This is a genomic window from Rhodanobacter sp. ANJX3, assembly GCF_014200755.1.
Lineage (GTDB): Bacteria > Pseudomonadota > Gammaproteobacteria > Xanthomonadales > Rhodanobacteraceae > Rhodanobacter.
Genome location: NZ_JACHCM010000003.1, coordinates 32,630 through 59,139, shown reverse-complemented (window position 1 = coordinate 59,139; position 26,510 = coordinate 32,630). Strand labels below are relative to the sequence as shown.

At 63.3% G+C, this 26,510-nt stretch carries 30 protein-coding genes; 16 read left to right on the top strand and 14 right to left on the bottom strand.

Annotation, left to right across the window (positions count from 1 at the left end; genetic code table 11):
* Positions 1-79: 79 nt before the first annotated feature.
* From msrB to HDE76_RS08730, 3 genes are all read right to left on the bottom strand, one after another.
* Positions 80-556, bottom strand: a complete 477-nt coding sequence (gene msrB / locus HDE76_RS08740) for a peptide-methionine (R)-S-oxide reductase MsrB (protein ID WP_179479578.1) — start codon at positions 554-556, stop codon at positions 80-82.
* Between the two features lie 80 nt (positions 557-636).
* Positions 637-909, bottom strand: a complete 273-nt coding sequence (locus HDE76_RS08735) for a hypothetical protein (RefSeq protein WP_179479580.1) — start codon at positions 907-909, stop codon at positions 637-639.
* Positions 910-1,011: 102 nt separating this feature from the next.
* A complete protein-coding gene (locus HDE76_RS08730; RefSeq protein ID WP_184506786.1) occupies positions 1,012-2,880 on the bottom strand; it encodes a 3'-5' exonuclease in 1,869 nt (622 codons plus the stop codon).
* Positions 2,881-3,030: 150 nt separating this feature from the next.
* Between HDE76_RS08730 and HDE76_RS20950 the strand changes: the two genes are divergently transcribed.
* Positions 3,031-4,272, top strand: coding sequence for a GGDEF domain-containing protein (locus HDE76_RS20950; protein WP_184506784.1), 1,242 nt, complete (start codon positions 3,031-3,033; stop codon positions 4,270-4,272).
* Here the strand turns inward: HDE76_RS20950 and HDE76_RS08720 are convergent.
* Positions 4,256-5,230, bottom strand: coding sequence for an oxygenase MpaB family protein (locus HDE76_RS08720; protein ID WP_184506782.1), 975 nt, complete (start codon positions 5,228-5,230; stop codon positions 4,256-4,258). The genes HDE76_RS20950 and HDE76_RS08720 overlap by 17 nt on opposite strands.
* 276 nt (positions 5,231-5,506) lie before the next feature.
* On the opposite strand from HDE76_RS08720, the gene HDE76_RS08715 reads away from it, so the two are divergent.
* Complete coding sequence (locus tag HDE76_RS08715) at positions 5,507-6,595, top strand: 3-deoxy-7-phosphoheptulonate synthase (RefSeq protein ID WP_184506780.1); 1,089 nt, start codon at positions 5,507-5,509, stop codon at positions 6,593-6,595.
* A gap of 97 nt (positions 6,596-6,692) precedes the next feature.
* On the opposite strand, the gene HDE76_RS08710 is transcribed toward HDE76_RS08715, so the two are convergent.
* Entirely contained in the window at positions 6,693-7,115 is a 423-nt protein-coding gene (locus HDE76_RS08710; RefSeq protein ID WP_184506778.1) for an OsmC family protein, read from the bottom strand.
* 150 nt (positions 7,116-7,265) lie between these two features.
* Here HDE76_RS08710 and HDE76_RS08705 point away from each other — a divergent pair, with 150 nt between their 5' ends.
* The 7 genes from HDE76_RS08705 to HDE76_RS08675 all read left to right on the top strand — a co-directional run bounded on the left by HDE76_RS08705 (position 7,266) and on the right by HDE76_RS08675 (position 11,741).
* Positions 7,266-7,553, top strand: a complete 288-nt coding sequence (locus tag HDE76_RS08705) for a GNAT family N-acetyltransferase (RefSeq protein ID WP_184506777.1) — start codon at positions 7,266-7,268, stop codon at positions 7,551-7,553.
* 313 nt (positions 7,554-7,866) lie between these two features.
* The gene (locus HDE76_RS08700) at positions 7,867-8,469 is read left to right on the top strand and encodes a DUF1345 domain-containing protein (RefSeq protein ID WP_255457765.1); all 603 of its coding nucleotides are present in this window, start codon (positions 7,867-7,869) and stop codon (positions 8,467-8,469) included.
* Between the two features lie 121 nt (positions 8,470-8,590).
* On the top strand, positions 8,591-8,887 hold the full coding sequence (locus HDE76_RS08695; RefSeq protein ID WP_184507680.1) for a pentapeptide MXKDX repeat protein: 297 nt from the start codon (positions 8,591-8,593) through the stop codon (positions 8,885-8,887).
* A gap of 111 nt (positions 8,888-8,998) precedes the next feature.
* The gene (locus tag HDE76_RS08690; protein ID WP_343205697.1) at positions 8,999-10,093 is read left to right on the top strand and encodes a nitronate monooxygenase; all 1,095 of its coding nucleotides are present in this window, start codon (positions 8,999-9,001) and stop codon (positions 10,091-10,093) included.
* Between the two features lie 74 nt (positions 10,094-10,167).
* Positions 10,168-10,554: a ribosome silencing factor gene (gene rsfS / locus HDE76_RS08685; protein ID WP_179479612.1), complete on the top strand. Its 387-nt coding sequence runs from the start codon at positions 10,168-10,170 to the stop codon at positions 10,552-10,554.
* 12 nt (positions 10,555-10,566) lie between these two features.
* On the top strand, positions 10,567-11,037 hold the full coding sequence (rlmH, locus tag HDE76_RS08680; protein ID WP_179479614.1) for a 23S rRNA (pseudouridine(1915)-N(3))-methyltransferase RlmH: 471 nt from the start codon (positions 10,567-10,569) through the stop codon (positions 11,035-11,037).
* 134 nt (positions 11,038-11,171) lie between these two features.
* Positions 11,172-11,741: a Maf family protein gene (locus HDE76_RS08675; RefSeq protein WP_184506771.1), complete on the top strand. Its 570-nt coding sequence runs from the start codon at positions 11,172-11,174 to the stop codon at positions 11,739-11,741.
* Between the two features lie 23 nt (positions 11,742-11,764).
* Here the strand turns inward: HDE76_RS08675 and HDE76_RS08670 are convergent, their stop codons facing one another.
* Positions 11,765-12,586, bottom strand: coding sequence for a CPBP family intramembrane glutamic endopeptidase (locus tag HDE76_RS08670; protein WP_184506769.1), 822 nt, complete (start codon positions 12,584-12,586; stop codon positions 11,765-11,767).
* A gap of 31 nt (positions 12,587-12,617) precedes the next feature.
* Positions 12,618-13,013, bottom strand: a complete 396-nt coding sequence (locus HDE76_RS08665; RefSeq protein ID WP_184506768.1) for an MAPEG family protein — start codon at positions 13,011-13,013, stop codon at positions 12,618-12,620.
* Positions 13,014-13,135: 122 nt separating this feature from the next.
* Here HDE76_RS08665 and HDE76_RS08660 point away from each other — a divergent pair, with 122 nt between their 5' ends.
* Together HDE76_RS08660 and HDE76_RS08655 are read left to right on the top strand one after the other, a co-directional pair.
* Positions 13,136-13,993, top strand: a complete 858-nt coding sequence (locus HDE76_RS08660; protein ID WP_184506766.1) for a neutral zinc metallopeptidase — start codon at positions 13,136-13,138, stop codon at positions 13,991-13,993.
* 70 nt (positions 13,994-14,063) lie between these two features.
* Positions 14,064-14,438: a YkgJ family cysteine cluster protein gene (locus HDE76_RS08655; protein ID WP_179479622.1), complete on the top strand. Its 375-nt coding sequence runs from the start codon at positions 14,064-14,066 to the stop codon at positions 14,436-14,438.
* A 27-nt stretch (positions 14,439-14,465) separates the two neighbouring features.
* Here HDE76_RS08655 and HDE76_RS08650 read toward each other — a convergent pair whose 3' ends face one another.
* Both HDE76_RS08650 and HDE76_RS08645 read right to left on the bottom strand, forming a co-directional pair.
* Positions 14,466-15,248: a class III extradiol ring-cleavage dioxygenase gene (locus tag HDE76_RS08650; protein WP_184506765.1), complete on the bottom strand. Its 783-nt coding sequence runs from the start codon at positions 15,246-15,248 to the stop codon at positions 14,466-14,468.
* Positions 15,249-15,426: 178 nt separating this feature from the next.
* Positions 15,427-17,406 (bottom strand): DEAD/DEAH box helicase, encoded by a 1,980-nt coding sequence (locus HDE76_RS08645; protein ID WP_184506763.1) that lies wholly within the window; start codon positions 17,404-17,406, stop codon positions 15,427-15,429.
* A 153-nt stretch (positions 17,407-17,559) separates the two neighbouring features.
* Here HDE76_RS08645 and HDE76_RS08640 point away from each other — a divergent pair, with 153 nt between their 5' ends.
* From HDE76_RS08640 to HDE76_RS08630, 3 genes are read left to right on the top strand one after another with little or no spacing between them, the layout of a single operon-like run.
* Positions 17,560-17,817, top strand: coding sequence for a hypothetical protein (locus HDE76_RS08640; protein ID WP_255481514.1), 258 nt, complete (start codon positions 17,560-17,562; stop codon positions 17,815-17,817).
* A 5-nt stretch (positions 17,818-17,822) separates the two neighbouring features.
* Positions 17,823-18,671 (top strand): S-formylglutathione hydrolase, encoded by an 849-nt coding sequence (fghA, locus tag HDE76_RS08635; RefSeq protein WP_184506761.1) that lies wholly within the window; start codon positions 17,823-17,825, stop codon positions 18,669-18,671.
* Positions 18,668-19,222, top strand: a complete 555-nt coding sequence (locus HDE76_RS08630) for a GNAT family N-acetyltransferase (RefSeq protein ID WP_179479630.1) — start codon at positions 18,668-18,670, stop codon at positions 19,220-19,222. Before fghA ends, HDE76_RS08630 begins: the two co-directional genes overlap by 4 nt.
* Positions 19,223-19,298: 76 nt before the next feature.
* Here the strand turns inward: HDE76_RS08630 and HDE76_RS08625 are convergent, their stop codons facing one another.
* Positions 19,299-20,627 carry a DEAD/DEAH box helicase gene (locus HDE76_RS08625; RefSeq protein WP_179479632.1) on the bottom strand — a complete coding sequence of 443 codons (1,329 nt, stop codon included), beginning with the start codon at positions 20,625-20,627 and terminating at the stop codon, positions 19,299-19,301.
* Positions 20,628-20,927: 300 nt separating this feature from the next.
* On the opposite strand from HDE76_RS08625, the gene HDE76_RS08620 reads away from it, so the two are divergent.
* Together HDE76_RS08620 and HDE76_RS08615 are read left to right on the top strand one after the other, a co-directional pair.
* Positions 20,928-22,160, top strand: a complete 1,233-nt coding sequence (locus tag HDE76_RS08620) for an MFS transporter (protein ID WP_184507678.1) — start codon at positions 20,928-20,930, stop codon at positions 22,158-22,160.
* A gap of 36 nt (positions 22,161-22,196) precedes the next feature.
* Complete coding sequence (locus HDE76_RS08615; protein ID WP_184506759.1) at positions 22,197-22,682, top strand: peptidylprolyl isomerase; 486 nt, start codon at positions 22,197-22,199, stop codon at positions 22,680-22,682.
* A 69-nt stretch (positions 22,683-22,751) separates the two neighbouring features.
* On the opposite strand, the gene HDE76_RS08610 is transcribed toward HDE76_RS08615, so the two are convergent.
* From HDE76_RS08610 to HDE76_RS08595, 4 genes are all read right to left on the bottom strand, one after another.
* Entirely contained in the window at positions 22,752-23,327 is a 576-nt protein-coding gene (locus HDE76_RS08610; RefSeq protein ID WP_179479636.1) for a C40 family peptidase, read from the bottom strand.
* Positions 23,328-23,388: 61 nt separating this feature from the next.
* Complete coding sequence (locus HDE76_RS08605) at positions 23,389-24,645, bottom strand: M56 family metallopeptidase (RefSeq protein WP_184506757.1); 1,257 nt, start codon at positions 24,643-24,645, stop codon at positions 23,389-23,391.
* Positions 24,642-25,034, bottom strand: a complete 393-nt coding sequence (locus HDE76_RS08600; RefSeq protein WP_179479640.1) for a BlaI/MecI/CopY family transcriptional regulator — start codon at positions 25,032-25,034, stop codon at positions 24,642-24,644. Before HDE76_RS08600 ends, HDE76_RS08605 begins: the two co-directional genes overlap by 4 nt.
* Before the next feature lie 129 nt (positions 25,035-25,163).
* Positions 25,164-26,492, bottom strand: coding sequence for a hypothetical protein (locus HDE76_RS08595; RefSeq protein WP_184507675.1), 1,329 nt, complete (start codon positions 26,490-26,492; stop codon positions 25,164-25,166).
* Between the last annotated feature and the right edge of the window lie 18 nt (positions 26,493-26,510).

The following is a 26,510-nucleotide window of genomic DNA, read 5'->3' as shown; positions in this document are numbered from 1 at the left end:
GAGCGTTAGCGAACCCCAACGTGGCATCCCACAGATGTCGGGCATCGCTGCGCTCACCGCCAGCCTACGTAGCGTTTGATCAAGCTTCGGCGGCTGCCGGTTCGCCTTCAGGTGCTCCGCGGCCCAGCACATCCGGCAGCGCTTCACCGTTCTCGGTAAAGCTCAGCGAGACGGAGTTGAGGCAGTGGCGGTCGCCGGTGGGTTGGGGGCCGTCGGGGAAAACGTGGCCTAGATGGCTGCCGCAGCGGGCGCACACTTCTTCGGTACGGATCATGCCGTAGCTGGTGTCGCGGATCAGCTTGATATGCGCATCGTCGTACGGCTTGAAAAAGCTGGGCCAGCCGGTGCCGGAATCGAACTTGGCGCTGGAGCGGAACAGCGGCAGCCCGCAAAAGCGGCAGGTGTAAACGCCGTCTTTCTTGTTGTCGAGAAACACGCCGCAGAACGCCGCTTCCGTGCCGTGCTCCAGCAGCACGCGCTTTTCGTCGCGGTCGAGCCCTGCGGTGATGTCCTTGCGCTGCGCGTCGCTGGGTGGGGTGAGGTCGAAGATAGTCATGCGGGTTCCTGACGTGGATGACGAGGCAATGCTTCGGCTAATGATGTTGGGATGCACGGCCCCCGATCCAACCCGCGTGTTCACCAGAGCGGCGGCTCCGGGAGGCGCTGCGGCAACTGGTCGACAATGTAGGTGCTCACCGACCAGCGAAAAGTGAAGAAAGAGATCGGCACGCTGACTAAAAAGCCGAGGATCTTGCATATCAGGGCGATTCGATCCAGCGGAACCCCCGCGGCGCCCATCACGCCGCCGGTGATGACACCGAAGAGGCCGCCGACAAGTCCGCCGCCGATGCTGGCGACCAGAAAAAACAGAAACCAGCTCTTGAGATAATGGGGCTTAAACGATGCCATACGAAGTGACCCTCATGGTCGAACGACTAAAGGCGGCCATCGCAGTGTTCGACGTTCTGCGATGCGTTTCTCCTGTTACCTGTCCCCCATCGCGCGGCGCAGCTAGAGTGCGCTCAACTGCCCGCTTACATCGTTGATCGACGCGCGAATGCGCGCGCTGAAGATAGAGTCCTCATGGTGAATCAATACGAGCCTTTCGGTGGCGCGGGTCATGGCTACGTAAAGCAGCCGTGCCTCATGCGTCTCGTCCTCGCCGACGGCAGGCATCTGGCCGAGGCCGGGGATGACCACCAGCGGAAACTCCAGGCCCTTGCTCGACTTCATGCTGATGATGCGCACGGCGTCCTTGACCAGGAAAAGTGATGCCTTGCCCTTATCGTCCGCCAGCCGGCAGCTGATGCCGGCGCGATCCAGCGCATCGCGCCACTGCTCGCCCTGCTTGTTGTGGCGGAACAGCACGGCGATATCGTCCAGGCGCCGGCCGTGCGCCTGTTCGTCGCGGATCTGACTGATCAGCGCGGCGATTTCCTCGCTGGCGCTGTTGGCGCGTATCAGCTCGGGCACGGCGCCGCGCCGGCCGGCACTCTCCGGTGCAATCAGCGGCACGCCGTCGTCCTCGCCGGCCTGCGCGTCGAGCAGCTCGCTGGCGAAACCGCGCGCCACCGCGAGAATTTCCAGCGTGTTGCGGTAGTTGAGCTTGAGAATAGTCGTACGACCCTGCGCCTGCACGCCCAGGCTTTTCCAGGTGAACTTGCGCCGGTCGGCCCGGCCATTGATGTTCTGCGCGTCGTCGTAGAGCACCAGCAGCGAGTTGGTGTTCGGGTCGATCATCTGCACGATCAGCTTGTACCAGTCCGGCTCGAAATCGTGGCCTTCGTCGATCAGCACCGCGCCGTACTGGAAACGTGGAATCTGGCCTTTCTCGACGCCGTCGATCACCTTCTGCACCATCTGCGCGAAGAAATCCTTGCTGCCTTGCGCGGGCAGGTCCACATGGTAGGCCGTGAGCATCTTGTGGCACCACTTGTGGAAGTTGTAGACCTGTACCTTTTCGCCGAGGCCGCGCTCGCCGATCAGCTGGTCCAGTCTCGCCGCCAGCGTCTTGTTGTAGCAGAGCACCAGGATCGGCTTGCCCAGCTCGCGCGCCAGCTGCATTGCGCGAAAGCCCAGAATCATGGTTTTGCCCGATCCGGCAACGCCGTGGATGATCCGGTGCTCGTCGCCGAGCGAGCGCGCCAGCTGCTCTTGCTGCGCGTCCATCACCTTGACGATGTCCGGAATTTCCAGCGGTCGGGTGATCGGGCCGGTCTCGTCGAACAGGCCGAACTGGCCTTCGCCGGGCGCCAGGCGAATTTCCGGAAACAGATGCCAGCGCACGCGATCGATCTGCGGCAGCGTCATCGCCGTGGGAAACACCTGCGGAAACATCGCCCACAGCTGTTCCTGGAATGCTTCGGGGTCGACCGTCTCGTAGATTTCCTCGCGGCAGAGAGTCAGGTGGGCCGGAATCACCGCATCCAGTCCGCCATCGACAAACTGCTTGCGACTGATATTGGCCAGCACCACGCCGTAAGCCCAAGGCATCACCAGCTTTCCCGCATGGCGGCTGCCCGGCGGATGGCGCAGCGCCGGGTCGCGCTCCAGTACCACGCCGATTTCCAGCGCATAGGCACGCGCCTGCAGCAGCGGGTTGGCCTCCTTCACCAGGCCGCGATCGGTGATCAGGGTGAATCGGGTGCTGTCGGCGTGCTGGATGGTTTCAGCCTTCCAGTCCTTTACCTCCAGCACCAGCATGCCGCGGCGGGGATGGAACACGACAAAGTCCGGGCGTCGCTGCTTCAGGCCGATCGGCACGTCGTACCAAAGCAGATAATCGTCTTCGAGCTTGGCTTCCAGTCGTTCTGAAAGACGCTTTTCGCCTCCGGTCATGCGGGGCAGGCAGCCATTACGGGTCGGGGTAAGCGTGGCCATCCTGCGTCCAGAAGGTTACTGCGTCGAAGGTAGCGAAAAGTGCTGGCGTGTCAACGCTCACATTTGTGAATCGCCGATACCGTATTTTAGTCTCACCCAGTTGCATGGCCGGCAACAGTGGTACAAGGGGCGGCACTCGAGCGCCGTGCCGTGACTTCGCTAGGGGAATACGTGATGCCGTTCCATATCGAAACCCTCTCACTGATCAGTGCGCTGCAGACGGCGCTGATGGCGCTGATGCTGTGGGCCGGTACGTATGGCGATGCAGGCAGGGTGCGCCAGAGCTTGCGCCTGCGCTCGGCGGCGTTGTTGGTCGAGGCGGCGGGCTGGGGCTCGTTGGCCGCACACGCCTATCTGTCGCCTGCCGCACTGCTGCTCGGCGGCAATGCCTTCAATCTGGTGGCCCAGGGCATGAGTGTGGTTGCCCTGCGTATGCTGCTTGGCGAGGCGCTGCGTGGACGGCTGGTGATCGCGGTCAATGTATTCGGCTGGCTCGGGGTGGCCTGGTTTGGCCTGGTCGAGCCGAATTACCAGGCCCGCGTGCTGTGGGGTTCGCTGGCGATCGGCATCAATATTCTGCTCAGCGTCGAGGCTCTGGTCGGCGTTACCGTGCGCCGCAGTTCGCGCGCACGCGCGGTGCTGCTTGCGGTATTTGCCATGGCCGCCGCGCTGCTGATCTGGCGCAATCTGCAGCTGTGGATCGGCGATTCTCAGCTGCAAGGCATCACCATCGCCAGCAACATCAATTTTTTCTACGTGATGTTCTCGGGCCTGCAGCCGCTGTTTGCCGGTATCGGTTTTCTGCTGCTCTACAACGAGATACTGCAGCAGGAGCTGCGCTTGCTGGCGCGCATCGATCCGCTGACCGGCGTGAGCAACCGGCTGGCGATCAACGAGGCGACCACGCTGATGCTGGCCCATTCGGCCAGATACCGGCAGCCGTTGGGCGTACTGATGCTCGACGCCGACCACTTCAAGAGCGTCAACGATCGCTTCGGCCACAACGGCGGCGACAAGGTTCTGCGCTCGCTGGTTTTCAGTATCCGCGCCACGTTGCGCGACAGCGATCTGATCGGTCGGGTCGGCGGCGAGGAGTTCGTGGTGCTGTCGCCGGGTGCGGACCTCGCCGGCGCGATGCTGCTGGCCGAGCGAGTGCGTTCGACGGTGGAAAAGACGCCGCTGGTCATCGACGGACAGTCGCTGGCGCTGACGGTATCGGTTGGCGTCGCCGTCGCGGCAATGAACGACCGCGACGGCGCGGCGCTGCTGCAGCGCGCCGATGCCGCCCTCTACGAGGCCAAGCGCGCGGGCCGCAATCGGGTGAAAGCGGCCGTCGCAAAGAGCAAGGAACAGGCTCTCACCGAGCCCTTGGCGGTCAAGCCGTTGAGCTGAACGTCGACGCGGGGGTGACAGGCCAGCGGTCGAGTTCGCTGGCCGGCACGCCAACTCGCCGGCACGATCGGCTGGCGATGCCGTCGCTCAACGCGGCCCGAAATACCGGCGCAATCGACCACAGCGCATGCGATGCCAAGCTGGCCTGGCGCTGCTGCCAGTGAGTTTGCCCCAGCATCTGTGTGGCCCAATCGGGCAGCAGCGCCGTGCCGGCAAGCAGGAACAGGTTTCGCGATAGTCCAGCAACGGGTACGGGCAGCTTCACGTTGGCCAACACCGCCAGTACTTCGCGCGACCGTTCGGTGAAAGCCAGTTCTGGCTGGATGCCGGTGAAGTAGTCGGTGACGGCCTGCTCGGACGCCGGCACGCGGCGCGCACCCAGCGCTTCGGCAATGCGGCGCACTTCGTCGTAATAGCGGTCGGCCGCACCCGCAGGCAATTCGATGTGGCTATAACGGCGGTAACCCTGCAGAAAACTGTACGCCTCGGTCACATGCACCCAGGTCAGCAGATCGGGATCGTCGGCGGCGTATGGACGTCCATCTTCCGCATGGCCTTTGACAAAGCTGTGGATATGCCGGACGCGGGCGATCAGCACCTCGCTGTCCGCCAGCGAGGCATACGTCGTGGCGCCAACGAACATCGTGGTGCGGCGAAGCCGGCCGATCAGGTCGTCGCGAAAGTTGGAGTGATCCCACACGCCGGCGAGCGCCAGCGGATGCAGCGTCTGCAGGGTCAGCGCCGCCAGCCCGCCGGCCAGCATGCCGGGGAAATCCGAATGCACGCGCCACGTGGCGCTGTGCGGTCCGAACAGGCCGGGATCCCCGCGCGGCCGGTCGTAGTCGACGCCGCTTTCGCTGCGCGGAAAGGCGCTGAGCACCCAGTGCCGAATTGCCGCGCGAACGGGGCTGAGCGACCCGCTGGCGGCGCGATTGAACAGTTGAAGAGGGGAAGGCATGCGCCGATGTTAGTGCCTGACCCACGCCGATGCGGCCTTCGCGTCACGGGCTTCCAAGCGTCAGGGTTTGATTTGGCCGCACGATGTGGTATCCATAGATCCATGAAGCTCCTCTGCGCCCGCCTTTATTTCTGGTTTTACGGCTATCCGATGCCGCAGGCGGAGCCAAGGGTGCGATCGTAAGTTTCCGATTCAGCACATCCCGAAAGCCGCCAGCTCACCACCGGCGGCTTTTTTCATGGCTGCCGGCAGATCCGATTACCAAGGACTCTCCGCATGAACGCCGCTCTTACCGACGCCCGTAACGACGACCTACGCATCCGCGAGCTCAAGCGCCTCAGCACGCCCGCCGAGGTCATCGGCGACTGCGGCAGCAGCGAGTCGGCCAGCGCCACCGTGGCCGCAACGCGCAGCAAACTGCACGCTATTCTTGCGGGAAAGGACGATCGCCTTGCGGTGGTGATCGGCCCCTGTTCGATCCACGATACCCGCGCAGCGCTCGAATACGCCGAGCTTTTGCGCCAGCAGCGCGAGCTGCATGCCGACACGTTGGAAATCGTGATGCGCGTGTATTTCGAAAAGCCGCGCACCACGGTGGGCTGGAAGGGTCTGATCAACGATCCCGCCTTGGATGGTAGCTTCCGCATCGATCGCGGTCTGAGGCTGGCGCGCGGTCTGCTGATCGGCATCAACGCGATCGGCGTGCCGGCCGGCTGCGAATTTCTCGACATGATCACGCCGCAGTACATCGCCGACATGGTGAGCTGGGGCGCGATCGGCGCGCGCACCACCGAAAGCCAGGTGCATCGCGAGCTGGCGTCGGGGTTGTCCTGCCCGGTGGGCTTCAAGAACGGCACCGACGGCAACGTGAGAATTGCGGCGGACGCGGTGCAGGCGGCGTCGCAACCGCATCATTTCCTGGCCGTGACCAAGGACGGCCGCACCGCGATCGCGGCCACCGCGGGCAACGAGGATTGTCACGTGATCCTGCGCGGCGGCAGCGCGCCGAATTACGACGCCGCCAGCGTCGACGCGGCCTGCGCCGTGTTGGTCAAGGCGGGCCTGACGCCGCGGCTGATGATCGACGCGAGCCACGCCAACAGCAGCAAAAAGCCGGAGAATCAGCCGGCCGTGATCGACGATATCGCCGGCCAGGTCGGCGCAGGCGACACGCGCATACTCGGCGTGATGGTCGAGAGCCATCTCGTGGCCGGCAGGCAGGATATCGAATCAGGCAAGCCGCTGGTCTACGGCCAGAGCATTACCGACGGCTGCATCGACTGGGACAGCTCGGTCGCCGTGCTGCAGCGCCTCGCCGATGCGGTGACCGAGCGCCGTCGTCAGCGCGCCAGACAGGCGGCTTGAGGCCATTGCCGTTTCAGGCAAAAGTGACGCTCGCGCGTAGCGCCACCCTTTGTCACTGCGCGATCAGCCCGGCCGCATCGGATGATGGCGCAAATCGTCATGCCAGCGAAGCGTCCAACGTGATCGTGGCCTTCAACACCTTCGATACCGGGCAGCCTTCCTTGGTGGCCTGCGCGATCTTTGCGAACGCATCGGCGTCGGCGCCTGGGACCTTGGCCTTGCAGGTCAGGTGCACGGCGGTAATCGAAAAGCCATCGCCGTCCTTGTCGAGCGTCACCACGGCCTTGGTGTCGATGCTGTCGGCGGTGAGGTTGGCCTTGCCCAGTTCCAGCGACAGCGCCATCGAATAACAGCCGGCGTGCGCGGCCCCGATCAGCTCTTCCGGATTGGTGCCCGGACCGTCTTCGAAACGCGACTTGAAACCGTACGGTGCGTCGCGCAGCACGCCGGTTTCGGTCGAAATGCTGCCCTGGCCGGTCTTGATGTCCCCGGACCAGTGCGCGGATGCGGATTTCTTCATGCTGTTCTCCTTCGGTTTTGGCAGCGTTGAAAGCCAAGGTTGTCAGACCAATCATGCAGATGGCGCGAAAGAGTGGGCGGTGGAACTTAACGCGATGTTTCGACCGGCCGGACGTATGCTCGAATGCCCACACGCAGCGCAGAGATTTTCATGTCGTACGATATTCAGCATGACCAGAGCGCGCGACGCTTCGAAACAACGGTCGACGGCGAGCACTGCCTGCTCGACTACACCCTGGCCGACGGCGTGGCCAATTGCGTCATGACGATTACGCATACCGAGGTACCCGCTGAAGTTGGCGGCCGTGGCGTGGCGTCGGCGCTGGTGCAGGCGGCGTTGGACGCGGCGCGAAAGCATGGCTGGAAGGTGATACCCGCGTGCTCGTACGCGGATGCGTGGATGAAGCGTCACGCCGGTTACGACGATTTACGCCTCTGACGCGCGCACTGCCGCAGGACCCCGCTATCATCTGGCCGATGCCAGCCATCGGGCTGCAAATGCGGAGGCTTCCCTTGCCTGTATCTTCAGAGGACGTATTTTTTCATCCGGCGAGCCGCTGGTCGATCAGTCTCTCGGCGCGGACTGCGGCATGAGCGCGTCGTCGTCAAAAAACGCAAAGCAGTCGCCGGCGAAGACTGAGTCCGCGGGTGCGAATGGGGCCTCGCCGTCATCGCCAAAAACCGGTGGAGATAGCGGTCACCGGGGAAAGCACCGCTGGCGACCTATCCACTTCTTGCGAGCGCGGCCGCGGATGGTCGTTGCACTGGTCATTTTTCTGCTGACCAGCGGCACGCTGATAGCGACCGGTACACGCTTTTCAAACGCCGTACTGCTGGGCTTCGATCTTGCTGCCATTGTGTTTCTCGGCATCATCGCGCGGATGTTCGCCAAGTCACCGCCGACTCGCATGCGACGACAGGCGCGTGCTCAGGATACCGGTCGCTGGGGCATTCTCTGGAGCGGCATCGCGCTGTCCTCTGTGGTACTGGTCGCGTTGAGCAACGAGCTGCACGCAGCGAAAGGCGGCGGCTTGCCAGCGCTGGTGATCGGTGTGGTCAGCGTGGTGCTGACTTGGCTGTTCTTGAACACGATGTTTGCCATGCACTATGCGCACGGCTTTTACGGCGATTTTGGCGAGAAGCATACCGGCCTGGATTTTCCTGAGACGCCGGAGCCGGACTATTGGGACTTTGCCTATTTTTCACTGGTGATCGGCATGTGTTTTCAGGTGTCGGACGTGCAGATCACCAGCCGATACCTGCGCCGCGTGGTGTTGTTGCACAGCGTCATCGCGTTTTTCTTCAACGTGTTCATTATCGCGATCACGGTGAATATCGTAGCGGGACAAAATTAAGGGAGTAGGGCAGAGGCCTCGAAACACTTTCGCGGGCGAGGTAACCGCCAATGAGCGATCGGCGAATAAGGTTATGGAGACATGACAAATGTCTTCATCCCTCTTACTTAAGGACACTCCCATGAACGTACGTCTTGCAAGCCTCCTTGTCGCCGCCATGACCTGCGGTTTCGCGACCACTTCTGCGTTTGCGCAGGACGCTATGGCGCACAGCTCGAGCTCGGCCATGTCGCACGATGCGATGAAGGGTGACGCCATGAAAGGCGACTCCATGAAACATGATTCGATGAAGCACGACTCGATGAAACACGACTCCATGAAAAAGGGCGATTCGATGAAGCATGACTCCATGTCGCATGACGCGATGAAGTCCGACTCCATGAAGGCTCCCACCAGCGGCAGCAGCGCGGGCCACTGAGCGACCGGCGGATTTGTCGAGGAGGCGCGCGATCACGACGCGCCCTATCGATGACGTACGATATGCACAGTGACGCACTCAACAACCGGGTGTTTTGCGCATAATTGGCCGGTGTTCAATCACCGGCCATCCGCTTTGCATGACTCGTTTGTCCGTAAGCTTGGTATTCAACATTCCCTGATCCAGGCGCCCATGGCCGGTTGTACCACACCGGATCTGGTCGCTGCCGTATCGGGTGCCGGCGCATTGGGGTCGCTTGGGGCGGGTTATCTGGAGCCGCAGTCCATGTTGGATCAGGCGGCGCAGGTTCGGCGCCTTACCGATCGCCCGTATGCCATCGGTTTGTTCGTTCTGCCGGATGAATTCGCTGTCGATATGGCGGCGGTAAGCAAGGCCCGCGAGCAGCTTGATGCGCTGATGGAGCGAGAAGGTTTGGCGGTGCGCACGCGTCTGCCGGCGCGCTGGGCGCCGCGATTTTCAGATCAGTTCGCCGCGCTGTGTGAGGCGCGACCCGCGGCTGCGATTTTCGCGTTTGGTCTGATCGATACCGCGCAGGTACGAGAGCTGAAACAGCGTCACATCACCGTGATCGGCACGGCGACCACGGTGGCCGAAGCGCGCGCCTGGGCCGAGCGCGGCGCCGATGCCGTAAGCCTTCAGGGTGCCGAGGCCGGCGGCCATCGCGGCACGTTTCTGCATGATGCCGATGACGCGATGATCGGCCTTTTCGCGCTGCTGCCCCTGGCGGTGCGCGCGATAAACATTCCCGTCGTTGCCGCGGGCGGGATTATGGACGGTCGCGGCATGCTGGCCGCGGAAATTCTCGGGGCATCTGCCAGCCAGTTGGGAACGGCGTTTCTGGGCTGCCCTGAAAGCTCGGCCGCCGAAGCATGGAAGCAGGATCTTTCGCAGGCCGTAGAGCATCGCGTCACCACCATCCGCAGCTTCTCCGGCCGTGCCGCGCGCGGTTTGCGCAATCGCTATGTAGAGGCGATGGAGCCTGGGGCGTCGAATTTGCCGGCATACCCTGCCCTGAACGCACTCACCGCGCCCCTGCGCCGCGTCGCCGCCGAGGCGGGTCGGGGCGATTTGCTGTCGGAATGGTGCGGGCAGGCGGCAATGCTGGTGCGGCCAATGCCGGCCGCGCAGCTGGTTGGCGTGCTGATGGACGAATACCGGGCCGCCAGGCGCTCCCTGACGGTTTGACCTGCCGCCGGGGCAGGCCGGTTATACTGCGGCCGCGCCATTCCGCGCGGTTATCTGTATCGAGGCTCCCCCTCTTGAGTACTGCCCGTACCAACAAGGCCGTCACCACGGCCACTTTGCGCAAGTCGGTCATCGACGCGCTGGAAGAATTGAAGGCCAAGGACGTCCGCGAAATCGACGTTCGCGGCAAGACCTCCATCGCCGATCTGCTGGTCATCGCTTCCGGTACTTCGGCCCGCCACGTCAAGTCCATCGCCAACGAAGTGACCAAGTTCGCCAAGCAGGCGGGCGTCGCCCCGCTGGGCGTGGAAGGCGAGGTCGAAGGCGAGTGGGTGCTGGTGGATCTGGGCGATGTCATCGTCCACGTGATGCTGCCGCGCATCCGCGAGTTCTACGGCCTCGAGCGCCTGTGGACCGTCGGCGATCACGGTCACGACTTCGACGCCGCGCAAGCCGGCTGAGCAAGCGCTGGCATGCGCGCGCGCCTGATCGCCGTGGGCGAACGCATGCCCGGCTGGGTGGCGGAGGGTTTTGCCGAATACCGCAAGCGCCTCTCGCACGACCTGCCGCTGGAACTGATCGAACTCAAGCCCGGCACGCGCGGCAAGGGTCGAGACGATGCCCGCGCCATGCAGGACGAAGGCGCTGCCATCCTGGCCGCGCTGCCGCGCGACACGCACGTGATCGCTCTCGACGGCCGCGGCAAGACCTGGTCCAGCGAAGAACTCGCCGAACAGCTCGCGCGCTGGCGTATGAGCGGGCGCGACCTGGCTTTTCTTATCGGCGGCCCTGACGGGCACGCGCCCGAGGTGCTGGCGCGCGCCGAGCAGAGCTGGTCGCTCGGGCCGCTGACCCTGCCGCATATGCTGGTGCGTCTGGTCGTGGCCGAGCAGCTGTATCGCGCTACCACGCTGCTTGCCGGGCATCCCTACCATCGGGCCTAAGAGTCTGTTGAATATCTCCTTGTGGCCCGCGCCGGAAGCTATTGGCACTCAGGCCAAGGAAGTGGGCATCGCTGCACTGTCTCGCGCCATCGGCGCCGCTATGCTTGCGGCTCTACCTTTCGCCGGACCCATCAATGCTCTATCTCGCCTCGCAATCACCGCGCCGTCGCCAGTTGCTGGAGCAATTAGGCGCCGATTTCGTCGTGATCGATGTCGAGGTGCCCGAACAGCGAGAGCCCGGCGAATCACCGCAGGATTACGTCAATCGGGTAGCGCTTGAAAAGGCCCGCGCTGGCTTGAAGGCCCTCGGCGGCGCCACCGACGCGTGGGTGCTCGGCGCGGATACCGAAGTCGTGCTCGACGATGAAGTTTTCGGCAAGCCGCGCGATGCCGAGGATGCCGTCGTCATGCTGCGTCGTCTTTCGGGCAAAACCCACGCGGTGATTTCCGCGGTCTGGCTGGTCGAGGCAAATCGCGAACGGTCGGAGACCAGCGTGTCGCAGGTGCGTTTCGCGACGCTGGACGACGCGACCATCGCGGCCTATGTCGCCACCGGCGAGCCGTTCGGCAAGGCCGGCGCGTATGCCATCCAGGGCCGCGGCGCGAGCTTGATCGAGCATCTGGACGGCAGCTATTCCGGCGTGATGGGCCTGCCGGTCTTTGAAACCGCGCGACTGCTGCGCGGCTTTGACGCGTGGCCCTAGTCATCGAGTTCGGGTCGTCCGACTCAGACGGAGCCCGACGCCGCGAACCAGGCCGCGACCGCCAGCAGGTTGTTGACGCCGTGGGCGAGCACCGCCGGCCACAGCGATCCCGCACGCAGGCGTAGCCATGCCAGGGCGCATGCCAGCAGGGCGAGGTCGGGCAGCGCGTACCATTGCCACTGCATGCTGGGCAGGTGAGACACGGCAAACAGCAACGCGCTGATGAGCACGCTCCAGCCGACGCGCCATCGTTTCATCAGTGCCGACAACAGCACGCCGCGAAACAGGATTTCCTCGACCAGCGGACCGAGACTTGTCACCACCACGACCAGCGCCAGCCGCAGCTGCGTCGGCGTGTGCGACCCCAGGCTCTGGATGTCCTGCGTTACCGTGTTGCCGTGCGCCAGCAGCGAGGTCAGCAGGCCGCCCAGCAGCGGTGCGGCCAAGCCGACAGCGATGGCCAGCATGAAGAACACCGGATTCACCGGCAGCACCATGCCCAAACCCGGAGGCCGCGCCATCGGCCACAGCGCATGCCACTTCCGGCGAACCAGCGGTACAACCACCGCGGCCGCCAGGCCCAGCGTCAGCATCACCAGAATCGCCGGCATGCCCGGCTGTTCGAGCATGGCGCGAATTTCCGCGCCGATCGGTTGGCTGCGCCGATCGATTTGCACAAACCCGGTGGCGACGGCCATGAGCAGCGCGATGAGGCCGCCGGCAACGGCCTGCAGCAGAAAATACAGCGCGATCAGGCCGATTGCGGCGGACAGGCCGGGAGGCTCGGCCGGACTAGGCCGTGCCTCAGGCCGCGGGCGCAGCGAATCCGGGGGAAGGGCGGTCATCGAAGAGCGCCGTCGAGCACGGTCGCCTGCCTCAGCCGATCATCATCGCCCGCACGACGCCGATGCCCGCCATCACTACCAGTGCGGCCCAGCCCAGCATGCTCACGACGAAGCCGCCGCCGCGGCTGGTCGGGTCGTTGAGATAGGCCAGCGCGTACCAACTGCGGCCAACCAGCCAGACCAAGCCGGCCACGCCGGCCCACAGCCCGCCGAACCCGTGCGTCGCCGCCAGCCAAAGCACTGGCAGAAACATCACCGTGTTCTCGATAGTGTTCATCTGCACCCGGTAGGCGCGCTCGAAACCGGGGTGCCCGCTGATCGCCGGCGCCTTGATGTCGTATCTGCCGCGCGCCTTGCCGGTAACGAACATGGTGCCGAACAGCAGCAGTACGGTCAGCAGGGTTACCAGGGCGGGCAGCTCGATCATGGTTTCGGCTCGTGGGTTAAAACGCTGACTGTAACCGCAGCGCCTGCGTGGCGCTAACCGTCGCAAGAAGTTATTGTCAGCGCCCTGGATAGCGCGGCGACGCATCGGTCACGGGGTGGCGTATGGATTGGCAGAAGGGCGAGAGCAGCAACAACGTCGAGGTCGACAGCGGAAACGGCGGCGGCCCACGTTTCGGCGGCGGCCGCATGGGCATCGGCGGGATCGTGGTGCTGGCGATCCTGGGCTGGATCTTCTTCAAGAATCCGCTGGCTCTGCTGGATCAGGGCGGTGGCCAGACCGGAGCGCCGACGCAGAGCTCGCAGCCGGCACAGGTCGATCCGCAGCAAGAGGATTTCGTCAGGCGTATTCTCGGCTCGACCGAAAAAACCTGGGGCGATATTTTTGCCGCGCAGGGCAACGCCTATGTCGACCCAAAGCTCAAGCTGTTCAGCGGCGGCGTCGACACCGCTTGCGGCGCGGCATCGACCGCGGTGGGCCCGTTCTACTGCCCGGGCGATCAGAAGGTGTATCTGGATCTCGCGTTTTTCCAGGAGCTGCAGAATCGCTTTCACGCGTCCGGCGATTTCGCCCGCGCCTATGTCATCGCGCACGAAGTCGGCCATCACGTGCAGAAGCTCACCGGCGTGTTCGATCAGGTAGACGCCGCGCGTCGTCGCGGCGCACCGATGGACGGCGCCGATGGACTCTCGGTGCGTCAGGAGCTGCAGGCGGACTGCTATGCCGGCGTGTGGGCCAATCGCACCCAGGCCCGCCTGCAATGGTTGCATCCGGGTGACGTGGAGTCGGCACTCAATGCGGCCAGCCAGATCGGCGACGACACACTGCAGCAACAGGCGCAGGGCCGGGTGGTGCCCGATTCGTTCACGCACGGCACCTCGGCGCAGCGGGTGAAGTGGTTCAAGACTGGCCTCAACAGCGGCGATATGGCTCAGTGCAATACCTTCGCCGGCGAGCCTTAAGGTTGATCTATGCGGCCTAGGCGTATATTCCAGGTCGCTGCTTTGCGCGTTGCCGAGTTTGACTGACCCGATGGACCATCCCTGCCTGTGCTGCGGCGCCTGCTGCGCATTTTTCCGCGTGGCCTTCCACTGGTCCGAAGCGGAGGGCGTGACCGGCGGCAGCGTGCCGCTGGAGTTGACCGAGAAACTCGATCCGCATCGGCTGGCGATGCGCGGCACCAATGCGGCCAAACCGCGCTGCGTCGCCCTGCTTGGCGTGGTGGGCCACGCGGCGCATTGCGGCATCTACGAGCAGCGCCCGTCGGTATGCCGCGAAGTGGAGCCGTCGTGGGAATTTGGCAGGGTGAGCGCACAGTGCGACAAGGCGCGTCTGGGACATGGCTTGCCGCTGCTGACGCCAGCGGACTGGCCAGCCACATCGCACGTGTCGTCGTCGAACGATTGATTTGCTGCGTTTACTCGTCGCGTTGAATCAGTTGAAGCGATAGATATCCATCGCCAGAAAGCCGAGGTCGATGCCTGCATCGATGCGCTGCGCGTGAGCGTTCGGGCCGGCTGCGCCCAGCGCGACGAACAACGGCAGCAGATGCTCGTCGGTGGGATGGGCGCGTTCGGCGCCGGGTGCCTGGCGACGGTAGTCGAGCAGGGCGTCGATATCGCCGACGGCCAGCCGCTGTTCGATCCATTCGATGAAAGGCTGCACGTAAGGCGCCAGCCGCTGCTCGCTATAACCGGCGCCAAAATCATGCAGGTTGTGCGTGATGCTGCCTGAGCCGATGACCAGGATGCCCTCGTCGCGCAGCGACGCCAGGGCGCGGCCGACGGCGTATTGATGGGCCGGCCCTAGCTCAGGCTGAATGGTGATCGGTACCACCGGAATATCGGCGTCCGGATAAAGCAGGCGCAGGGGCACCCAGGCACCGTGATCGAGGCCTCGCGAGGGATCAATCGTGGCGGATAGATCTGCCCGCGCCAGCAGTTCAGCCACCTTTACGGCCAAATCGGGTGCGCCCGGTGCGGGATACCGCAGCGCATAAAGCTCGGCCGGGAAGCCGCGAAAATCGTGGATGGTTTCCGGCATTGCCGCGCCGCCGACCTGCGGCTTGCGCGACAGCCAGTGGGCGCTGGCCATGACGATGGCGCGCGGCTTCGGCAGCAGTGCAGCCAGCTCGACCAACCGCTGGCCGGTAAGCCCCGGCTGTAGAGCAGTCATCGGCGAGCCGTGGGAGATGTAGAGACTGGGCAAGGAGGTCATAACGACAGTATTTCGGTGGGATATACCAAAGATAGGGTCAATCCTGTCATTTGCATGACCAGCGGAGCGCGCTGCGCGGAAACGATGTGTCGCAAGATCGGAACAATCTCAATGCGAGTGCCGCTGACGAAATAAAAAAAGCCGCAGCGTGGGCTGCGGCTTTCGGTCGAGCTTCAGGTTACGGCTTGCGGTGCGGGGGCTTGCCGCCGCCCGGCTTGAAGCTGCCGGGCTTCGGTCCACCGGGTTTGAAACCTGGCTTGCCCGAACCGCCCGGCTTGCGCGCTGGCGGCGCGCTGCTGGATGCCGTGTCGTTGCCGTCCCACTCGTGGATGCGCAGCTGCTGCTGCACCACCCAGACCTTTTTCAGATGCTCGAACACTTCCTTCGGCATGCCGTCCGGCAGATCGATCAGGCTGTAGTGGTCGCGGATACTGAGGCGGCCGATGAACTGGCTTTCCAGCCCGGCTTCGTTGGCGATGGCGCCGATGATGTTACCCGGCTTCACGCCGTGCTCGTGACCGACTTCGACGCGATACGTGCGCTTGCCCTCTTCGGTGGCATGCGCGCGAACCGGCCGGTTGCCGAACTCGCCGCGCGGCGGCGCGCCGTCGTGCGACGCGGACTCGCGCGGCTTGAAGTCGCGCGCGGGACGACTGCTGGCACTGTCGCGATCCGCCGGCGGACGACGCTCGCCGGTCGGCCGGTCGCGCGACGGACGATCCGACGAGGCACGGTCATGTCTGCCGTTATCGTGCGTGGGCCTCTCGCGCGACGAATGCTCGCGCGGCGACGACTCGTACTTTTCGCGCTTCGGCGGCGGCGCCAGCAGCAGTGGCTGATCGCCCTGGGCGATGCGCGCCAGCGCGGCGGCGATTTCGATCGCCGGCACGTTGTGCTCCTGCTCGTACTGCTCTATCAGTTTCTGGAATTCGCCCAGGTCGCCCTGCGCCAGCATGTCGCTGATGCGCTGCTTGAATTTGCCGATACGCACATCGTTGACCACGTCGACCGACGGCAGCTGCATTTGCTCGATCGGCTGGCGCGTGGCGCGCTCGATGGCGCCGAGCATGCCGCGCTCGCGCGGGCTGACGAACAGGATCGCCTCGCCGCTGCGGCCGGCGCGTCCTGTGCGGCCGATGCGATGCACGTAGCTTTCGGTGTCGTAAGGGATGTCGTAATTGAACACATGACTGATGCGGTCCACATCGAGTCCGCGCGCGGCGACGTCGGTAGCGACCAGGATGTCGAGCTTGCCGTCTTTCAGCTGCTGCACGACCCGCTCGCGCTGCGCCTGCGCAATGTCGCCGTTGATCGCGGCGGCCGCCAGGCCACGCGCCTGCAGCTTGCCGGCAAGCTCTTCGGTGGCCTGCTTGGTGCGCGCGAAGATGATCATCGCGTCGAACGGCTCGGCCTCGAGGATGCGCGTCAACGCATCGAGCTTGTGCATGCCGCTGACAAACCAGTAACGCTGGCGAATATTCGGCGCCGTGGTGGTCGAGGACTTGATCGTGACCTCGACCGGATCCTTCAGGTGCTTCTGCGCGATCTTGCGGATCACCGAGGGCATGGTCGCCGAGAACAGCGCGACCTGGCGCTCCGGCGGTGTGGCCTGCAGCACTTTCTCGACGTCGTCGATAAAGCCCATGCGCAGCATTTCATCGGCTTCGTCCAGCACCAGAAAGCGCAGCTCGGACAGATCCAGCGTGCCCTTGTCCAGATGATCGATCACGCGACCCGGCGTACCGACGACGACGTGTACGCCGCGCTTGAGCGAATGCAGCTGCGGGCCGTAGCTCTGGCCGCCGTAAATCGGCAGTACCTGGAAACCGGGAATGTGCGCGGCGTAGCGCTGAAATGCTTCGGCCACCTGGATGGCCAATTCGCGCGTAGGTGCGAGCACCAGCGCCTGCGGCTTGCCGGCGCGCGCATGGATGCGCGACAGGATCGGCAGGGCGAACGCGGCGGTCTTGCCGGTGCCGGTCTGGGCCTGGCCGAGCACGTCGCGGCCTTCCATCAGCGGTGGAATGGTGGCGGCCTGAATCGGCGAGGGCGACTCGTAGCCGACGTCGCTGAGAACTCGGATCACCTCGGGGGGAAGACCGAGAGTGCTGAAACCGGCAGCGGTAGCCGGGGTGGAATCGGGGGACGCGGGGGACATGGGAGCCTTCGATGTCATGCAGAGGGCATGCAAGGGTGTAAGAAGAGCACTATTGTAACAGCCCCGTGCGTCAAGGCCCGCCGCAACATGCGTCCTGACACGGCTTTGTGCTAATCCAGTCGCTCATGATCTGGCCGTTACCCGGGAGAAAGCGTGTCTCATCGACTTAAAGACCGCGTGGCCCTCAGTGCCGGTGTCTTCTCCGATATCGGCGAAACCACCGCCCTTGCGCCCGGACTGCGCGATCACATCGGCCACGCCGAGGTGAAAAAGACGATCAATGCCTGTGCCGACAGCCTGCGCCAGCTGCAGCCGGAAGATGTCGCGCATGCCATCGTGTTCTGCGTCAGTCAGCCAGCGCACGTCAATATCAACGAAATACTGATGCGACCCACCGACCAGGAGCGATAGCCGCCATGAGCACCCTCGAGAAAATCTCCGAACAGCGCAGCTTCGATGGCGTGCAGGGCAGTTACCGGCATACCTCGACAACGTGCGCGGGGCCGATGCGTTTCGCGGTGTACCAGCCGCCGCAGGCCGAAAAAGGGCGTTGCCCGGTGCTGTATTACCTGGCGGGGCTCACCTGTACCGAAGAAACGGCCACGATCAAGGCCGGCGCGCAGCGGCTCGCCTCGGAGCTGGGGCTGATCCTGGTGATGCCCGACACCAGCCCGCGCGGCACAAATATCGACGGCGCAACCGGCGACTGGGAGTTCGGTGAAGGCGCCGGTTTTTATCTGGACGCGACGCAGGCGCCCTGGTCGAAGAATTTTCGGATGTACAGCTACATCGTCGACGAGCTGCCGGCCCTTATCGCGGAAAACTTTCCGATCGATGCTGCACGCAGCAGCATCTTCGGCCATTCGATGGGCGGACATGGTGCCTTGACCATCGCACTGAAAAACCCGCATCGATATCGCTCGGTGTCCGCGTTTGCCCCTATCGTTGCGCCCAGCCAGGTGCCGTGGGGGCTCAAGGCACTGCCGCGCTATCTCGGCGAGGACACGCCGACCTGGGCCGATTACGACGCCTGCGAGTTGGTCCGCAAGCAAACCTTCCCAGGCACCATCCTGATCGATCAGGGCGAGGCCGATCAGTTTCTTGAGGGTCAGCTCAAGCCGGAGCTGTTCGACCAGGCCTGTGCCGAGGCCGGGCAGGAGCTGTTGCTGCGCCGGCAGGCGGGCTACGACCACAGCTACTGGTTTATCTCTACGTTTATGGAAGACCACCTTCGTCATCACGCGGCGGCACTAGCGTTGGCATGACGGCGCTGCCGATTTTGCGGACGCCGCGCTGCTTGATCCGTTTAGCCGTGCCGGCCGATGCACCGCAGCTGCTTGCTTATCGCTTGGAGAACCGCGAGCACTTGAGCCCGTGGGAGCCCATGCGCGAAGCCAGCTACTACACGCTGTCGGAGTGCAGCAGGATTATCGCCGAAGCCGAGGCGGCCGCTCGCGCAGATCGCGGTTATTCATTGCTCTTATTCAACACCGACGCAGTCGAGATAATCGGCAGCATTACTTTGTCCAACGTGGCGCGCGGGCCTTTTCAGGCTTGCATCCTGGGCTATGGTGTCGGCGCTCGATGGCAAGGTTTTGGTTTGATGAAAGAAGCGCTGGAGGCAACGCTGGCCTGGGCGTTCGGTGCTCTGGGCCTGCATCGGGTGATGGCCAATCATCTACCCGACAACGAGCGCAGCGCGCGGTTGCTCGAGCGCCTAGGGTTCGAGCGCGAAGGGTATGCGCGCGCGTACCTGAAGATCGCCGGGTCCTGGCGAGACCATGTGCTCACCGCGAAGATTCGTTCAGAGGACTGAGTCTATCGAGGGATCCCACAAACGAGGATGGCGGCCCGAAGGCCGCCATCTTTGGCATTGCTCAAATCAAATCGGCTCAGGCCTTGGCGGCCGGCCGCTGGTTCGAGCGACGGCGCTGGTTACCGGCGGCATGGTCGCCACGGCCCTGCGGCGCGTAGCCGGTGGGTCGTGCGGAACCGGCCGGCTTGCCCTGCCGCGGCGCGCGTGACTGGCGCTGACCACCGCCACCACCCTGCTTCGGCCGCGGTGCGCCCGCATCCAGTCGCAGCGGTGCGGAAGGCTCGTAGCCGGGCACCGGGTTGATCGCGATGTCCTGCTTCAGCAGCTTGCGGATGTCGTGCAGCAATCCGCTCTCGTCGTGGCTGACCAGCGAAATCGCCAGGCCTTCCATGCCGGCGCGACCGGTGCGGCCGATGCGATGCACATAGTCCTCGGCCACCGACGGCAGATCGAAGTTGATCACGATCGGCAGCTGGTCGATATCGATGCCGCGCGCGGCGATATCGGTCGCCACGAGTACGGTGATGCGGCCGCTCTTGAAATCGCTCAGGGCGCGGGTGCGTGCGTTCTGGCTCTTGTTGCCGTGGATCGCGGCTGAGCGCAGGCCCGAGGCATTGAGAAAGGTGACCAGCTTGTCGGCGCCATGCTTGGTGCGGCTGAACACCAGCGACTGGCGACGGCTGTCGACCGACAGCAGATGCAGCAGCAGGTCACGCTTTTTCGCGGCGTCGACCGGATGCACCTGGTGGCTGACCAGGGTGGTGACGGTGTTAGGTGCGGAGACCGAAATCTCTTTCGGGTTGTGCATGAACTCCATCGCCAGCGCCTTGATCGCCGGAGCGAACGTGGCCGAGAACAGCATCGTGTGACGCTTTTTCGGCAGCGCCACGAGAATGCGCTTCAGCGCAGGCAGGAAGCCCATGTCGAGCATGCGGTCGGCTTCGTCCAGGATCAGCGTCTCGACGCCGGACAGATCCAGCGTGCGCTGCTGCATGTGATCCATCAAACGACCCGGCGTGGCGATGACCACGTCGACGCCGCGGCGCAGCGCGTTGATCTGCGGGCCCATGCTGACACCGCCGAAGATCGTGGTGGCGCTGACCTGGATGTGCTTGCCGTAGTCGCGCAGGTTCTCGTGAACCTGGGCCGCCAGCTCGCGCGTCGGGGTGAGAATGAGCGCACGCGGACGGCGCGTCATGGTCTGGCCGCTGGTCGACAGACGCTGCAGCAGGGGAAGTACAAAGGCGGCAGTCTTGCCGGTACCGGTTTGCGCGGCAGCGAGCAGGTCGTGGCCTTCCAGCGCGGCGGGGATCGCGGCGGCCTGGATCGGGGTGGGTTTGGTGTAGCCGTAATCGGCAAGCGCACGCAACAACGCGGGCGCAAGGCCCAGCGAATCGAAAGACATGAGTAACACTCCTGAGCAACCCGGAGTGTTCATACCGTGTTGCAGACTTGGGGATAGATGCGGCGGCTGCCGCTGAAGTCAGAACGACTTCGCCGCCAAGTATAGCGCGATAACCATCGTTGCGCTTGTTTTTGTTGCAGCGAAGCAAAAGAGTTGCCGGCCAACGTCTGCGCATATCGCCGGCTTGCGCTCGCAGGCTTGCAATGACTTGTGCGAAATCTTCATCTTCGGCGTTGCCAACGAGACGTCCGTCCGACATACGATAAAGGTTATTCGTCGATGCAATTCAAGGAAAGCCAGATGTCGCTGCTTGCGCCCTTGCGGGAACTCAACCACACCCAGCGGCATACCGTGCTCGCCAGTTTTCTCGGATGGACGCTCGATGCGTTCGACTATTTTCTGCTGACCTTTGTCATCGTTGGCGTCGCCAAAGAGTTCGGTGTCGACAACAAGGCGGTGACCTACGGCTTGTTCCTGACTCTGGCGGCGCGCCCGATCGGCGCGCTGCTGTTCGGACGGCTGGCCGACCGTTTCGGCCGCCGGCCGATTCTGATGCTCGACATCATCCTGTTCTCGGTGTTCGAACTGGCGACCGCGTTTTCGCCCTCGCTAACCGTGCTGCTGGTGCTGCGTTTTCTGTTCGGCGTGGCGATGGGTGGCGAATGGGGTATCGGCGCCTCGCTGGCGATGGAGTCGATTCCGGCCAAGTCGCGGGGCCTGATCTCGGGGCTGCTGCAAAGCGGCTATCCCTGCGGCTTTTTTCTCGCGGCGCTGGCGAACTGGTTGCTGGTCGATCACATCGGCTGGCGCGGGTTGTTCATCGTCGGCGCGGTGCCGGCGCTGCTCGTGCTGTATATCCGCCGCAGCGTGCCGGAGTCGCCGGTGTGGGAAAAGGGCAAGGCCACGCGGCAAAAGCAGACGCTGCGCGAATCCATGCGCGGGCACTGGAAGCTCGGCATTTATCTGATGCTGCTGATGGCTGCGTTCAACATGTTCAGCCATGGCTCGCAGGACATGTACCACACCTTCGAAGAGGTCAATCTTCATCTGGACACCAGTTCGGGCACAGCCTTCATGCTGGTGGCGCTGCTCAATCTCGGCGCCCTGGTCGGTGGGCTGTTCTTCGGCGTGCTGTCCGAACGCATCGGTCGGCGCAAGGCGATGATCATCGCTGCGCTGCTGGCGATTCCGGTGGTTCCACTGTGGGCGTATGGCGGCTCGCTGCTCTTGCTGGGCCTGGGTGCGTTCCTGATTCAGGTGATGGTGCAGGGTGCATGGGGCGTGGTGCCCACCCATCTCAACGAACTGTCGCCCGGGCCGATGCGCGCCACTTTGCCGGGCTTTGCCTACCAGATGGGCAACCTGCTGGCGGCGGGCACGGCAACGGCGCAGACCTGGATTGCCGAGTGGCACGGCCACGACTTTGCCTTTGCCATGTCGCTATGGATCGGCGTGGTGGCGATGATTCTGGCGCTGCTGGTCTGGCTGGGGCCCGAAGCGCGCGGGCTGGATTTCGAGAAAGAGCCCACCTGATAGAATCGCCGTCTTTCATCATTCGAGAGACAGGCAATGAAGGCTGGCAAGGACAAGGTCATCGCACTCCACTACACGCTGACGGTCGACGGTGAGAAGGTCGAGAGTTCGCACGATCGCGAACAGCAGCTGTGGGTGCTGCTGGGCCATGGTCAGCTGATTCCGGGCCTGGAAAACGCGCTGGAAGGCCACGAGGCCGGCGACACGCTGGAAGTCGACGTCGCGGCCGCCGACGGCTACGGTGCGCGTCAGGAAGACCAGATCCAGCGCATGTCGAAAAAATATTTTCCGCAGGCCAACCGTCTGAAGCCCGGCATGGTCACGATCCTGCAGCTGAAGGAAGGCGGCCAGCGTGCGGTAACCGTGCACAAGGTCGGCATGAGCACGATCGACGTCGATCTCAACCATCCGATGGCTGGCAAGGACCTGCATTTCGACGTCAGCGTGACCGACGTGCGCGATGCGACCGAAGAAGAGCTGCAGCATGGCCACGCGCATGCGCCGGACGCCGCCGCACACTGATCGTTTGTATTCGAGCATCATAAAAAACGGCGCCGTTGAGCGCCGTTTTTTATGGGCCCCAATGCGGGTTCAATCCAGCAGCCGCTTGCCGTAAATGAAGTGATCGCGCCAGTACGGGCCGTCGATGTCATCCAGCCGCACCGTGCCGCCGCTGTTCGGCGCGTGCACGAAACGCCCCTTGCCGACGTACACGCCAACGTGGCTGACGCCGCCGCTCCCGCCGAAAAACACCAGGTCGCCGCTGGCCAGATCGGTCATTTGCCGAACCTTTTCGCCGTTCATCGCGGCCATCTCGCGCGAGCTGTGCGGCAGCAGCAGGTCGGCGGCGTTGCGGTAGATGTAGTCCACCAGACCGCTGCAATCGAAGCCGCCGGCCGGCGTATTGCCACCCCAGCGATACGGCGTACCGACCAGGGCGATGGCGCGAAACAGCACGTCGTTGGCCGTACCGACATTGGCCGTCGACGGGGCGCGGGCCGGCAGATCCGCGAGCGACGAGTGCGAGTCCTTGAACGTCGCTTCGCGCCGATGCGGCGTACTAGAGCAGGCGGCCAGCAGCAGAATCACACCCGCGAGAACCAGGCGGCGGGCGGTCCGCCATGACGGCAGCGCATGCGCAAAACGGATGGCAGGATCCTGGCGCATAAAAAAACCTCGGCGAGCGACGGCGCCGAGGTTATCAAATCAATAGCTTATAAGGAAGTTCTCAGATACTGGACGAGGCATGTGACGGGGCCGGCGGCGGTGGAGGTGGCAGTGTTGCGGGTTTGGCGGGTTTTAACGCCGGCTCGGACATAGCAAAGTTGACCGGAACCCTGGCGTAAGCTTCGACCGGCTTGCCGTTTTTTATGGCCGGATTGAAGTGCCACTTACTCACTGCGTCCGTCGTCGCCTTGACCAAGGCGGGCGAAGCCTGTGTCGCTGGATCGACTTTGATGGAATGCACCTTGCCGTCAATACCAACCAGCACATTGACAAGCACGGTTCCCTGCTCGTGATTCTTCACCGAATCAGCAGGATATGACGGTTGAACAGTCGCGTTGTAGCTGAGGTTGGCGTCGGCGTTCTTGTCGACGCTAGTACTCCCTGCGGCCTGGGCCACGATGGCACTGGCCAGCATCAGCGAAGCCAGCCCGATAAAGCCCACACGCCGACGCAGCGCGCCGGGACGAAGTCGTTGAATCATGGTCAGTCGCTCCTTCAGTTGGGGCTCGGCGAGCCAGGGAATAAGCACAGGCGTGGAGTCCATGCCGATGCTGTGCAGCAGCGTGTTGGCATAGGCGGTTTCGTCCTGCGGCGACTGGCGCAATACCTGTTCGTCGCAGGCCAGCTCCTGATCCAGTCGAAAGCGCGGCATGGCCAGCCATGCCAGCGGATGAAACCAGAGCAGGGCAAACGCCAATTCCGCGATCAGGTTCCACCAGGTATCGCCGCGGCGTAGATGAGCCGCTTCATGCCGCAGCACCAGGCGACGCTCGGCGCTGTCGAAGCGATCGAGAAAATCCGGCGGCAGCAACAGCAGGCTGCGCGGCGCCCAGAGAACCGCAGGGCCATTCGGATGCAGACGCAGCCGTCGGGTGTCGATACCGACCCGATCGGGTTGCAGCGCTTGTGCCATGGCCGGCGGCAGCGGCCGCGTTTGACGCATCAGTTGCCGGCAATGAACGATCAGGCGGATGACGCAGAGCGATGCGCCTGCTGCCCAAGCTATGAAGGCCCAGCGCGCAGCCGATAACGAAGGCGCGGCCTGCGCTATTAGAGTTCGCGCAGCAGGCAGTACCAGGATCGTCGGCGTTGTCGCCCAGGTTGATGGCACGGCAGGCCAATACGGCAGCGTCGCCAGCAGTAGCGGCAACAGCCATAGGGTGAATGCCGGACCTGCCCCAAACAACCGTCGGGCGGGCTTGCGGCAGACCAGCGCAAGCAGCAAACCCATGTTGACGTATAGCAGCGTATCGATCATGTCCTGCGTCCTTTCTTGTCGATGGCATCGATCAGCTTGCGCAGCTCGGCGACGTCCTTCGCCGTCAGCTTTTCGTGCTGGCTGAAATGCGCCAGCAGCGGCGCCACCTTGCCGCCGAACACACGGTCGAGCAGGCTACGGCTTTCGCGCTGCTGCCAGTCCTCGCGTCGCAGCAGCGCCGAATACAAATAACGCCGTCCGTCCTTTTCGGCGCTGATGGCGCCCTTGCCCAGCAGACGATTGATCAGGGTCTTGATGGTCTTTTCGTGCCAACCGGTGGGTTCAAGCAACGCCGCGACCATTTCTTCAGAGGTCTGTGGCGATTGCTGCCACAGTAACTCCATGACCCGACTTTCGGCCTCGCTGATGACAATCGTCTTATCCGACATGTTGGGGCTCATGTTGGTAGTTCTGTGAGATTACTAGCGTAATCAATTTAACTATTACATGTGTAATTCATGAATGCAAGGGTTCCCTTGGCGCAAATGGTCAGCTGCTGGCCATGCGCTGGCGAGCTCCTACTTCGATGCCTGAATGGTCTGTTCGGATAGAACTTCGCTGTCACTGTCCATCGTGCGTAACCGGTAACGGCCTGGGCGCAAATACAGTCTGCTATCGGTAAGCGGCTCAAAAAAGACATACCTGTCAGCGGCTATGGCGTCGTCCGATTCATCGACGTAGCGCGCCTCGATGATGCAAGGAAAATGTTTCCTACAAAGATCGGCGCTGATGGGCATGGCGGAGCGATCGCCGGAAAGCGTCAGCCAATTCGGCCGATGCATGTCGCGCGAATTCATCAAATCGTGCGAGAGACGAGACGAGTCGCCCTCGTGTTTGTCTTCACTGGCGACACCGAAGGACTTCAGGCTCACGGAAAGAGGCAGGATGACGTTGACGTCGTACAGTGTCGGCGCTGCGCTCCATGGGCTGCCACTTGTTCGGTTGACTAAAATTATCGGGCTCTTCGGATGAAAGCTGGCTATCAGCTGATGATAGGCGTCGGTTCTATCCGCCAAGACTTCGAGAAATTGAGTCTGGTCGATCGACAGCGGATCGAAGCCGGTCAATTTTTTCAGACCCATAGCCATGGGCTTGATATCACCCAGTCGTCCCTCGGCTTTATCGATATGGGCATAACCGCAGTGCACGAATAGCCGAGCACCGGAATCTTTGGCAAACACTCTCTGGTAGAGATTGTTTTCTTGTTCGGCTTCGCGTGCCTTGCCGCTCGCACTGGAGTCGTAAGGTACGATGATGAAACCGAGTCGGATCGCCTCGCGCACCATATCGCCGTAAAGCGGCTCGTGCAGATATTCCGTGCCGCTTTGTTGCACGGGATAACCGCGCCGCATCAGCTCGGGATCCTTGTCGCTCAAAGCCTCGGTAGCGAAATAGTTGAACCCGAGCGCCCGCAAGCGAGGCAGCAATGCCAGCGTCAGTACGCGAGTATTGGCGTCGTGATGCGCCTCGTTGATAAGAACGATGCGGCGGCGGCTGCTCAGCGCCGTGATGGCGTCGGTGGCATCTGCCGCCTGCCAGTCCGCAGTTGTCGGAAGAGGAAGGTTTGGGATGGCCTCACTTCGGAGGGGGAATCCAAGAATGGCCTGGTCGTAGAGGCCGAGTTCGCTTTCCGATGAGGAGAGCAGTTGCTCTCCCAGAATTTGCTCAGAGATGGATAGATGCGGTACTGCGTGCGACAAGTAAATGAAGCGCGCCCAGTCGCTGGGCTGCCGCGCGATGTTTTGGAAAAGCACCAGTTCGTCGTGGTCGTATGACTGAGCGGTTGCCATCATCGGCGTCAGTAACGCAGCAAGATAAATCCCGGTGAGGAGAATTTTAGCCGTCATACTAAAGCCCGAGTGGAC

Coding starts and splice junctions, on each gene's coding strand:
- msrB (WP_179479578.1), bottom strand. CDS start 556: ATGACTATCTTCGACCTCACCCCACCCAGCGACGCGCAGCGCAAGGAC.
- HDE76_RS08735 (WP_179479580.1), bottom strand. CDS start 909: ATGGCATCGTTTAAGCCCCATTATCTCAAGAGCTGGTTTCTGTTTTTT.
- HDE76_RS08730 (WP_184506786.1), bottom strand. CDS start 2,880: ATGGCCACGCTTACCCCGACCCGTAATGGCTGCCTGCCCCGCATGACC.
- HDE76_RS08720 (WP_184506782.1), bottom strand. CDS start 5,230: ATGCCTTCCCCTCTTCAACTGTTCAATCGCGCCGCCAGCGGGTCGCTC.
- HDE76_RS08715 (WP_184506780.1), top strand. CDS start 5,507: ATGAACGCCGCTCTTACCGACGCCCGTAACGACGACCTACGCATCCGC.
- HDE76_RS08710 (WP_184506778.1), bottom strand. CDS start 7,115: ATGAAGAAATCCGCATCCGCGCACTGGTCCGGGGACATCAAGACCGGC.
- HDE76_RS08705 (WP_184506777.1), top strand. CDS start 7,266: ATGTCGTACGATATTCAGCATGACCAGAGCGCGCGACGCTTCGAAACA.
- HDE76_RS08700 (WP_255457765.1), top strand. CDS start 7,867: ATGGTCGTTGCACTGGTCATTTTTCTGCTGACCAGCGGCACGCTGATA.
- HDE76_RS08695 (WP_184507680.1), top strand. CDS start 8,591: ATGAACGTACGTCTTGCAAGCCTCCTTGTCGCCGCCATGACCTGCGGT.
- rlmH (WP_179479614.1), top strand. CDS start 10,567: ATGCGCGCGCGCCTGATCGCCGTGGGCGAACGCATGCCCGGCTGGGTG.
- HDE76_RS08675 (WP_184506771.1), top strand. CDS start 11,172: ATGCTCTATCTCGCCTCGCAATCACCGCGCCGTCGCCAGTTGCTGGAG.
- HDE76_RS08670 (WP_184506769.1), bottom strand. CDS start 12,586: ATGACCGCCCTTCCCCCGGATTCGCTGCGCCCGCGGCCTGAGGCACGG.
- HDE76_RS08665 (WP_184506768.1), bottom strand. CDS start 13,013: ATGATCGAGCTGCCCGCCCTGGTAACCCTGCTGACCGTACTGCTGCTG.
- HDE76_RS08660 (WP_184506766.1), top strand. CDS start 13,136: ATGGATTGGCAGAAGGGCGAGAGCAGCAACAACGTCGAGGTCGACAGC.
- HDE76_RS08655 (WP_179479622.1), top strand. CDS start 14,064: ATGGACCATCCCTGCCTGTGCTGCGGCGCCTGCTGCGCATTTTTCCGC.
- HDE76_RS08650 (WP_184506765.1), bottom strand. CDS start 15,248: ATGACCTCCTTGCCCAGTCTCTACATCTCCCACGGCTCGCCGATGACT.
- HDE76_RS08645 (WP_184506763.1), bottom strand. CDS start 17,406: ATGTCCCCCGCGTCCCCCGATTCCACCCCGGCTACCGCTGCCGGTTTC.
- fghA (WP_184506761.1), top strand. CDS start 17,823: ATGAGCACCCTCGAGAAAATCTCCGAACAGCGCAGCTTCGATGGCGTG.
- HDE76_RS08630 (WP_179479630.1), top strand. CDS start 18,668: ATGACGGCGCTGCCGATTTTGCGGACGCCGCGCTGCTTGATCCGTTTA.
- HDE76_RS08625 (WP_179479632.1), bottom strand. CDS start 20,627: ATGTCTTTCGATTCGCTGGGCCTTGCGCCCGCGTTGTTGCGTGCGCTT.
- HDE76_RS08620 (WP_184507678.1), top strand. CDS start 20,928: ATGTCGCTGCTTGCGCCCTTGCGGGAACTCAACCACACCCAGCGGCAT.
- HDE76_RS08615 (WP_184506759.1), top strand. CDS start 22,197: ATGAAGGCTGGCAAGGACAAGGTCATCGCACTCCACTACACGCTGACG.
- HDE76_RS08610 (WP_179479636.1), bottom strand. CDS start 23,327: ATGCGCCAGGATCCTGCCATCCGTTTTGCGCATGCGCTGCCGTCATGG.
- HDE76_RS08605 (WP_184506757.1), bottom strand. CDS start 24,645: ATGATCGATACGCTGCTATACGTCAACATGGGTTTGCTGCTTGCGCTG.
- HDE76_RS08600 (WP_179479640.1), bottom strand. CDS start 25,034: ATGTCGGATAAGACGATTGTCATCAGCGAGGCCGAAAGTCGGGTCATG.
- HDE76_RS08595 (WP_184507675.1), bottom strand. CDS start 26,492: ATGACGGCTAAAATTCTCCTCACCGGGATTTATCTTGCTGCGTTACTG.